Source organism: Paenibacillus sp. OT2-17, from assembly GCF_009827695.1.
Lineage (GTDB): Bacteria > Bacillota > Bacilli > Paenibacillales > Paenibacillaceae > Paenibacillus > Paenibacillus polymyxa_B.
In genome coordinates, this window is the sequence record NZ_WUDQ01000982.1 from 1 (window position 1) to 733 (window position 733).

A 733-nucleotide genomic window follows, 5' to 3' on the forward strand; every position below is an offset into this window, starting at 1 on the left:
CCGTGAGCGCGGACTGCCAGTTGACCGGTTCCCAGCGTTTGTAGGCTATGACGATTCGGATGCGGCTGAGATGGCTGTTCCGCCGCTAAGCAGTGTCCGCGTTCCTTTTTATGAGATGGGAGAGCTTGCAGCCTCGAAGCTTATACCCGATTCTCTGGACCTTATTCCAGCCCTGGAACTGACCGGGTCCGACTCGATAAGAGAACTCCTGTCCACAGAGCTGATTATCAGGGCGTCATCCATTCGTCCATAACACCAATCGTCAAAAACTCGTTGAAACTCAGACCCATAAGGAGGATCACGACATGTCTAATCGTCTTCGTATCGGAATGGTTGGCTACAAATTTATGGGCAAGGCTCACAGCAACGCTTACCGTAGTCTACCCATGTTCTTCCCAGATGCCCCGCTGCAGCCAGAGATGTCCGTTATCTGTGGACGCAACGCGCAGGGGGTTCAGGCGGCTGCCCGCCAGTTCGGCTGGACTGAAAGTGTTACGGATTGGCGTGATCTAGTGAAACGTAACGATATTGATCTCATTGATATTAACGCCCCGAGTAATGCCCATAAGGAAATTGTCGTTGAGGCTGCCCTCCAGGGCAAGCATCTGTTCTGTGAGAAGCCGCTTGCGCTCTCGCTGGCGGATTCCCGTGACATGCTGCAGGTAGCAGAGGAAGCAGGGGTCAGACATATGGTAGGCTTCAACTACCGCTTTTCTCCGGCTGTCCAGCTGGC

The 733-nt window shown here is 53.8% G+C and carries 2 protein-coding genes; both read left to right on the plus strand.

Annotation, left to right across the window (positions count from 1 at the left end; translation table 11 throughout):
• Positions 1–253, plus strand: a 253-nt coding sequence (locus GRP75_RS28595; RefSeq protein WP_160791070.1) for a substrate-binding domain-containing protein, incomplete at its 5' end; no start/stop codon positions are given.
• Between the two features lie 52 nt (positions 254–305).
• Positions 306–733 (plus strand): Gfo/Idh/MocA family protein (locus GRP75_RS28600; RefSeq protein ID WP_160791071.1); only part of this gene is annotated, 428 nt, incomplete at its 3' end.